8 protein-coding genes are annotated in these 8,562 nt (G+C 57.7%); 4 read left to right on the forward strand and 4 right to left on the reverse strand.

The window, feature by feature from the left end; genetic code table 11:
• Positions 1-112: 112 nt before the first annotated feature.
• Positions 113-745 carry an isochorismate family cysteine hydrolase YcaC gene (gene ycaC, locus IAI51_RS12250; RefSeq protein ID WP_187678729.1) on the reverse strand — a complete coding sequence of 211 codons (633 nt, stop codon included), beginning with the start codon at positions 743-745 and terminating at the stop codon, positions 113-115.
• A 236-nt stretch (positions 746-981) separates the two neighbouring features.
• On the opposite strand from ycaC (IAI51_RS12250), the gene IAI51_RS12255 reads away from it, so the two are divergent.
• Both IAI51_RS12255 and IAI51_RS12260 read left to right on the forward strand, forming a co-directional pair.
• The gene (locus tag IAI51_RS12255; RefSeq protein WP_187678730.1) at positions 982-1,245 is read left to right on the forward strand and encodes a hypothetical protein; all 264 of its coding nucleotides are present in this window, start codon (positions 982-984) and stop codon (positions 1,243-1,245) included.
• Complete coding sequence (locus IAI51_RS12260) at positions 1,242-1,979, forward strand: Fic family protein (protein WP_187678731.1); 738 nt, start codon at positions 1,242-1,244, stop codon at positions 1,977-1,979. Before IAI51_RS12255 ends, IAI51_RS12260 begins: the two co-directional genes overlap by 4 nt.
• 97 nt (positions 1,980-2,076) lie before the next feature.
• On the opposite strand, the gene ycaC (IAI51_RS12265) is transcribed toward IAI51_RS12260, so the two are convergent.
• Complete coding sequence (ycaC, locus tag IAI51_RS12265; protein WP_123532046.1) at positions 2,077-2,709, reverse strand: isochorismate family cysteine hydrolase YcaC; 633 nt, start codon at positions 2,707-2,709, stop codon at positions 2,077-2,079.
• Between the two features lie 223 nt (positions 2,710-2,932).
• On the opposite strand from ycaC (IAI51_RS12265), the gene IAI51_RS12270 reads away from it, so the two are divergent.
• A complete protein-coding gene (locus tag IAI51_RS12270) occupies positions 2,933-4,501 on the forward strand; it encodes a sensor domain-containing diguanylate cyclase (protein WP_187678732.1) in 1,569 nt (522 codons plus the stop codon).
• Positions 4,502-4,633: 132 nt separating this feature from the next.
• Positions 4,634-5,383, forward strand: a complete 750-nt coding sequence (locus IAI51_RS12275) for a helix-turn-helix transcriptional regulator (RefSeq protein WP_187678733.1) — start codon at positions 4,634-4,636, stop codon at positions 5,381-5,383.
• Between the two features lie 60 nt (positions 5,384-5,443).
• Here the strand turns inward: IAI51_RS12275 and IAI51_RS12280 are convergent, their stop codons facing one another.
• Positions 5,444-7,402 carry a MacB family efflux pump subunit gene (locus IAI51_RS12280; RefSeq protein ID WP_187678734.1) on the reverse strand — a complete coding sequence of 653 codons (1,959 nt, stop codon included), beginning with the start codon at positions 7,400-7,402 and terminating at the stop codon, positions 5,444-5,446.
• 2 nt (positions 7,403-7,404) lie between these two features.
• Positions 7,405-8,553: a macrolide transporter subunit MacA gene (gene macA / locus IAI51_RS12285; RefSeq protein WP_187678735.1), complete on the reverse strand. Its 1,149-nt coding sequence runs from the start codon at positions 8,551-8,553 to the stop codon at positions 7,405-7,407.
• Between the last annotated feature and the right edge of the window lie 9 nt (positions 8,554-8,562).

The raw sequence follows: 8,562 nt of genomic DNA on the forward strand, positions 1-8,562 counted from the left end.
ATCGCTGCGCCCGATATTGCGCTTCCGGGTCGTCGCCAGGATTGGACTTTCCAACTGCAGAAAAAACCAAAGCCTGCTTTTAAGGGCAGGCTTCTGGCATTGCAGCGTCGGCTTACTTCTGCTGAGCGGTCAGCGCCGCATAGCCATTCATCAAATTGCGATAGTTCGGAATTCGCTGCGACAGCAAGTTACCCAGCCCTTCGATGTCATTGCGCCAGTCGCGGTGCAGCTCACAGGCGACCGAGAACCAGTTCATCATCTGTGCGCCGGCCTGGGTCATGCGGTTCCACGCGGCTTGTTGCACGGTGGTGTTGAAGGTGCCGGAGGCATCGGTCACCACGAACACATCAAACCCTTCCGCCAGTGCCGACAGGGTCGGGAACGCTACGCAAACATCTGTTACCACACCGGCAATGATGATCTGCTTGCGGCCGGTGGCCTTGATCGCCTTGACGAAGTCTTCGTTGTCCCAGGCGTTGATCTGGCCTGGGCGAGCGATGTAAGGCGCATCGGGGAACATCTCTTTCAGCTCCGGTACCAGAGGGCCGTTCGGGCCTTGTTCGAAACTGGTGGTGAGGATGGTCGGCAGTTCGAAGAACTTGGCCAGATCGGCCACCGCCAGCACGTTGTTCTTGAACTCGTTCGGCGAGAAGTCCTGTACCAGAGAAATCAAACCGGTCTGGTGGTCGACCAGCAGAACTACGGCGTCGTCTTTGTTCAGGCGGTTGTAGGTTGGAGTGTTCATCTGTGCGTCCCTTTGTAATTGTGGAAGTTCGTTTGCGTTCAAGATGGGCACAGATTACTGAGACACTGAAACGGGATAAATCGGCTGAAAAGCGTTTCTCCGTCAACTCAGAAGAGACAATGTTGAAGAGTGGTTTGCACCGAGAGTTTGTCCAGGTTCTGCCACCGAGTGCTCACCGGAGCGATTACGGAAACGACGCCATGCTATGCTCTGAAAGAGTATATGAGGGGTTCCAAATGACTAGATCAGCCACTGACAGCGTTGCGTCTGAAGTTCGCCAGCTCGCCAAAGAACATGAGATTACCGCCGACCGCGACAGCCTGAGCCACATGGCCGTTACGATTACGCGCTTGGCCGGTGATGTCGTGGAACTGGACAGTGTTGAGCAAATGCTCGTCAACCTCAAAAGAAAAGGCGTACTGAGCAAGACAGAGCTCATGGCCTTTCAAGGGCGCTACCTGCAGGAAAAAAGGCGTTGTAAAAAGCAGATCAGCGCATGACTTTCGACCCCTTCGGCGATTTCGAGACTGAAGGTTATCTTCAAAACTCGCTCAAACTCAAAGACCCCATTGAAGTAAAAGAGTCTGAGCACCTCTCCTTCGAAGCCAGCATCGACGACGCTCTTGCCTATCTCGCCAGGAAGAAGCCTATCGACTACAACACAGTCCTCAAAACACACGAAATCCTTTTCTCCGGTTTTTATCCTTGGGCGGGGAAAGACAGGAATGAACTGGTCCCCCATTTGGCGGTTTTCAAGGGAACGAAGGATGATCCTCATCACACGATATTTGAGCGTCCCGACCTTATCAAAAGGTCGGTCGAATACGCGCTTGAACTTGCGGCAAACAAGAAACGCTTCCGGACTCGGCCTGGCGAGGTAATGGGCCAGTTGGCTTCTGCGCACCCTTTTCTCGATGGCAATGGCCGCACCATCCTGCTCATTTACATGGAGCTGTGCTTTCGGACCAGATTCGCCATCGATTGGTCAAAGACGAGCAAGGATGACTATTTGCGGGCACTCAGCGACGAGATTCGAGATCCGTTTCACGGCCATCTGGATAGCTACCTGGCGCCTTTCATCATCGATATCACCACCCGTGAGGAATGGCCGGAAATGATTGGCGGCATAAAAGGACTGGATGGTTTGGATAAGGACGGCATTTCGTACCAGAGTCTGGATGATCCCGAGGTTCAGCAGCTCTACAAAACGTATCGGGTGATGCCTCTCGAATAGCATGACTTCCCGATGAATCGCCACTGGAATGTGGATTCAGACTTCAACGGGCAAAAGCCTGCTTTTAAGGGCAGGCTTCTGGCATTGCAGCGTTGGCTTACTTCTGCTGAGCGGTCAGCGCCGCATAGCCATTCATCAAATTGCGGTAGTTCGGAATTCGCTGCGACAGCAAGTTACCCAGCCCTTCAATGTCGTTGCGCCAGTCGCGGTGCAGCTCACAGGCCACCGAGAACCAGTTCATCATCTGTGCGCCGGCCTGGGTCATGCGGTTCCACGCGGCTTGTTGCACGGTGGTGTTGAAGGTGCCGGAGGCATCGGTCACCACGAACACATCAAACCCTTCCGCCAGCGCCGACAGGGTCGGGAACGCTACGCACACATCCGTCACTACACCGGCAATGATGATCTGCTTGCGGCCGGTGGCCTTGATTGCCTTGACGAAGTCTTCGTTGTCCCATGCGTTGATCTGGCCGGGGCGAGCGATGTACGGCGCGTCGGGGAACATCTCTTTCAGCTCCGGTACCAGCGGGCCGTTCGGGCCTTGTTCGAAACTGGTGGTGAGGATGGTCGGCAGTTCGAAGAACTTGGCCAGATCGGCCAGCGCCAGCACGTTGTTCTTGAACTCGTTCGGCGAGAAGTCCTGTACCAGAGAAATCAAACCGGTCTGGTGATCGACCAGCAGAACTACGGCGTCGTCTTTGTTCAGGCGGTTGTAGGTTGGAGTGTTCATCTGTGCGTCCCTTTGTAATTGTGGAAGTTCGTTTGCGTTCAAGATGGGCACAGATTACTGAGACACTGAAACGGGATAAATCGGCTGAAAAGCGTTTCTCCGTCAACTCAGAAGAGACAATCAATTCATACTGAATCTTGCTCTGACAACAACCCGACCTTCCTGGCGATCCTTGTCATACTGTTGCCATGCATTACGTTGAATCGAAACCAAGGAGATGTTCATGCTCGGACGCCACCCGCCAGAGCGGAACGCTGACAAGCTCACCTCCCCCGCTGCCCTGAAAGCCGTGAGGGCGGGATCGACTTTTCGCCTCACGGTCAGTTTCATGCTGGTGGTGGTCGTTGCCTTTCTGGCAGTCGAGAGCTGGCGGACATGGCGCGACTATCGCGCCGCTTTCGCCTCCGCGCGCGACTCAGTTACCAACCTGACCCGCGCGACGGCTCAACATGCCGAAGACACCATTCGGCAAATGGATGTGCTGACGGCGGCCCTCAGCGAACGGATCGAAGGCGATGGTCTGCAAAACCTCGATGTGCCGCGCATTCACAAACTGCTGGTGCAGCAATCGACAATCATGCCGCAGTTGCACGGCTTGTTTATCTACGGGCCTGACGGACAGTGGATCGTGACCGACAAGGAGGTCACGCCCGAGACTGCTAATAACGCCGACCGCGATTATTTCCAGTACCACCGCACCCATGACGATCGGCAAGTGCGCATTGGCGAGGTGGTCGAAAGCCGCTCCACCCACGACCTGATCATTCCCATCTCGCGCCGCCTGAATAATCCCGATGGCTCGTTCGCCGGTGTACTGCTGGGCACGATCAAAGTGAGCTATTTCGTCGACTACTACGGCGACTTCAGGATCGACGACAAAGGCGCGCTGGTGTTGGCCAAACGTGACGGCACAATCCTCGTGCGCCGCCCGTTCATTGCGTCAGTGATCGGCAAGAGCCTGGCCAACAGCGAGATATTCAAGACCTACCTGCCCAACTCCAATGTGGGCATCGCGCAAGTGCGCGCCGTCATCGACGACACCGAACGTCTGTACGGCTATCGCGCCCTCAGCACTTATCCGCTGGTGGTGGAGGCCGGGCTTTCCCAGGAATCGATCATCGAACCATGGCGCCAGGACTTGCTGAAAAACGGCTTCGTGCTGGTGTTTCTGATCCTGGTGCTGACTTGCTTCGGCCTCATCGTACTGAGCCAACTGCGCCAGCGCATGGCGATGGAGCGGGAAATCCGCCACGCCCACCAGACCATGCGCGACATGGCGCTGACCGACAGCCTCACCGGACTTGGCAACCGGCGCCGACTGGACAATGCGCTGGCCGATGAAGTCCGTCTGGCCCGGCGCCAAGGCTCGGCACTCTCGCTGATCATGCTCGATGTCGACTACTTCAAACGCTACAACGACCAATACGGACATGCCGCCGGAGATGACTGCCTGAGCGCGGTCGGACGCGCGATCCAACAAGCGGTCAAGCGTCCGGGTGACTTGGCCGTGCGCTACGGCGGCGAGGAGTTCACCGTGCTGTTACCCAATACCGATAGCGATGGAGCGATTCAGGTGACCGAAGATATTCTGCAAACCATACGCTCGCTCAGAATGGAACACGCCAGGCACCCTTTGGGCTATGTCACGGCCAGTGCCGGGATTACCACGCGTCATCCGGTCGATGACACGGTCACGCCTGCCACCTTGCTGAAATCGGCGGATACCTGCCTGTACCAGGCCAAGCAACAGGGCAGAAACCGTTGGTGCTCAACGGCTCCGGTTATGAGCTAATAACGCCTTCATTAAACCGTCGCTCAAACGTTGTACTAGGATAAGAACCAATTTCTGCAATTTTCGTCGCTCAAGGACATCGTCGACAAAGTCGCAGGAGTGTTAGCCCCCGCAAACTCATGGATGATGTAAATGAATTCATACCTGTTCCCTCACATCGGCAAAGTCATCGCCAGCACCGGTAGCCGTCATTTCCCGCGCATGCTGCATGACCTGATCCTCACTCAACTGGCAGTCGATGCCACGCACATCCGCCAGATGCGTGTTGAACCGGTGGGCCGCACCGCGACCCGCAGTGAACCGGAACCCATGAAAGAGCCGGCGTTGTTGGCCGAAACGGTATTTTCCGACCACAGTGTCGCGGCGGTCGACGATTTGCCTAATCCGGAATCATCGACCGCCGCCGAGGCTTCGCAACTGCACCTGACCCGGCGCAAGGACGGTTACCGCTACGTGATTTCGGTATACCGCAACGGCCAGTCGCAACGCTTCTCCGCGCAGGAGCGCAGCCTGTTGCAGGACATCTCCCCGGTTCTGTTGCCGATGGTGGAAAAGCACATCGATGCACTCCAGCCAGCCAACCCTTGTGCAGAAAACCCGGGCGAAGCTGCCGAGGGCACGGGACTGGAAACCCTGCGGGCGCGCTTCAATGAACGCTTGCAGCAATTGGGGTTGAGTCTGTCCAATCGTGAAACCGAAGTGTGCATCGGCCTGCTTGCAGGACGTACTGCGCCGGAGCTGGCCGAGCAATTGCAGTTGAAGGTCAACACGGTAGAGAGCTATCTCAAGCGCGCGGCGATCAAGTTGGGGATCAGCGGGCGGCATTCGTTGATGCGCTGGATGTATTCGCCGCAGGAAACTTCGGCTTCCACGGCGGCCTGACAAAAATCCCACCTGTAGGAGCTGCCGAAGGCTGCGCCTACAGGAATTCGGTGAGTACCATCAGTCGCGGGCCAACGCCTCGATCGGATCAAGCCGTGAAGCATTGCGCGCCGGCACAAAACCAAACACAACGCCGATCAGCGTCGAGCAAACCACCGCTGTCAGCACCGATGCCAGCGAGAACACCATCTCCCATTCTTTGATAAATACTGAAAACAAGTGGCCAATGGCGTAGGACAGCGAAATCCCGATCGCCCCGCCCAACAGACAGACCATCACCGCCTCCACCAGAAACTGCTGACGAATATCCGATTGCCGGGCGCCGACCGCCATGCGAATCCCGATCTCGCGAGTACGCTCGGTCACCGACACCAGCATGATATTCATCACCCCGATACCGCCGACCACCAGCGAAATCACCGCAATCAACGACAGCAGCAATGCCAGCGAGCGACTGGTTTTCTGCACGGTCTGCATGATGCTGTCGAGGTTATTGGTGAAAAAATCCTTGGTGCCGTGGCGTTGCAGCATCAGTTTGTTGACGTGTTCATCCACCACGTTGCTGGGTTGGCCGTCCTTGAGCCGCACGCTGATGCTGTCCAGGTAGCGCTGGCCCAACAGGCGCCCGGCAGCAGTTTCGTAAGGCACCCAGACGTTGAGCGACTTGCTCGCAGCGAACAGGTTTTTGTTCTCGGCGGCCACACCGATCACCGTACAAGGCAAGTTGCCGATCAGGATCACTTGCCCCAACGGGTCGACATGTTCGCCGAACAGCCGAAGCCGGGTTTTGTGATCGATCACCGCCACCTGTGCCTGGCGCCGGGCGTCGCTTTCACTGAACGGGATACCGGCCTCCATCTTGATACCGCGTACCTGAAAGTACAGGTCGCCGACACCATTGACCTGCGCATCCAGATCAATATTGCGATAACGCAGCAGCAGGTTTCGGCCGACCACCGGCGTGGCGCTGTCGACGTAATACAGCTGATTGAGGGCGGCAACGTCAGCGGGCACCAGGGTTTCGATGGCCGTCGAGCGGCTGTCGCCAAAACTGGTGCCGGAATAGATATCGATGGTGTTACTGCCGATCGCCTGAATGTCCTTCAACACGTAACGTTTGGCACCCTCGCCGATTGCCGAGATCGACACCACCGACGTAATGCCGATTACGATGCCAAGCATGGTCAGCAAGGTGCGCATGCGGTGCGAAACCAGCGCGACCCAGGCCATGCTGAACGCTTCCTTGAACAAACCGAGGCTGGCGACCAGGCGTCGTCCAGCGGTGGATTTGGCAGGGACCGCTTCGTCGCCTGACAGCTGCGCCGTGTCGCGCTCGTTGCGTCGGTCGCTGAGGATCTCACCGTCACTGACCTCAATGATGCGCTCGGCGTTGGCCGCGACTTTCGGGTCGTGGGTCACCAGGATCACCGTATGCCCGGCAGCGTGCAATTCCAGCAGAATGCGCATGACCTCTTTGCCGCTGGTGGTATCGAGAGCCCCCGTTGGCTCATCGGCAAGGATCACATCACCGCCGTTCATCAACGCCCGAGCGATACTCACCCGCTGCTGCTGCCCGCCGGACAGCTGACTCGGTCGGTGGCTCAGGTGCCCTTGCAGACCCAATCGCGCCAACAATTCCCGAGCGCGGGCATGACGTTGCAGCTCCGGGATGCCCGCGTAGATCGCGGGCATCTCGACGTTATGCATGGCACTCAGGTGCGGCAGCAGGTGATAGCGCTGGAAGATGAAGCCGAAGTAGTCGCGACGCAATGCCGCCAGGGCCTCGTTATCGAGGTCACGGGTTTCCTGACCGTTGATCCTGTAACTGCCGGCGGTGGCGTAATCGAGGCAGCCAAGAATGTTCATCAACGTCGACTTACCGGAGCCAGAGGCGCCAATGATCGCGACCATTTCCCCGGCATGGATCGTCAGGTTGATGTCCTTCAACGCGAGAAACTCACGGTCGCCGGCGGTAAAGCTGCGGCTAATCCCGCTCAGTTGCAGCAAGGGCTCGTTCATCGTCAAGACCCCGCCACGGTCGACACCGGATCACCGATCACCACGCGGTCGCCCTCGGCCAGACCGTCATTGACCTGCACCTTGACGTTGTTGTTGATCCCGGTCTGCACATTGCGCGCCTGTGCCTGGCCCTTGGCGTCCAGCACGCGTACTGGAAAACTGCCGTCGCTGTTGCGCGGCCCCAGCGCTGCCACCGGAATGGTCAACACGGATTTGGCGGTATCCAGCACCACCCGCACCTGCGCGGTCATCGAGATGCGCAAGCGATGATCCGGGTTGGGCACCTCGAACAGTGCGTTATAGAACACCGCCGTGTTCTGTTTTGGCGTGCCGGCGGGCGGCGTTTCGAGAAAGTTCTGCGGTGCCGGTTCAGTGCCGCGCAGCTTGCCGTAATAGCGTTTGTCCTCGCCGAGAATGGTGAAATACACCTCCTGCCCCGGCATGATATGAATCACGTCGGCCTCGGAAACCTGCGCCTTGACGGTCATGGTGTCCAGATCCGCCAATTTCAGCAGGATCGGCGCCAACTGGTTTGCGATAACGGTCTGGCCTTCTTGAGTAACGATGCCGACCACGTCGCCATCGATCGGCGCGACGATTCGTGTGTAGGCCAGGTTGACCTTGGCGGTGTCGATCTGGATGTGCGCACTCTTGATCTGCGCGTCCAGTGACATCAGATTGGCCTGCTGCACTTCGTAGTCAGACTGCGCGGTTTCGAAGTCCTGGCGCGAGATCGACGCGTCGTCCTGCAAGTTCTTGTAGCGTTCGTAAATCGCCTTGGTCTGCCTGAGTTGGGCCTGCGTGGCGCGTTTTTGCGCTTGCAGGTTTTCCTCATCGACCTGGGCTTGACGCAGGGTGTTCTGCAACACCAGCGGATCGATTTCTGCCAGCCACTGGCCCTTTTTCACCTTGTCGCCCACCTTGACCTTGAGCGACTTCAACTGGCCGGACACTTGCGCACCGACGTCCACCTGCTTGATGCCTTCGAGCAACCCGGTGGCCAGCACCGCGTTTTCGATATCACTGCGTTCAACCGTGGCAGTCAGGTACTGCGGCGCCTCGGCCGGCGCCTTTACCGCATAGAACACCAACCCGGCCAGCGCCACCAACGCCAATCCCATACCGACTTTGCGCAACTTCGACTTTTCCATAAATGACCA

It is taken from the genome of Pseudomonas sp. N40(2020) (genome assembly GCF_014472415.1).
In the GTDB taxonomy this organism is placed as follows: Bacteria; Pseudomonadota; Gammaproteobacteria; order Pseudomonadales; family Pseudomonadaceae; genus Aquipseudomonas.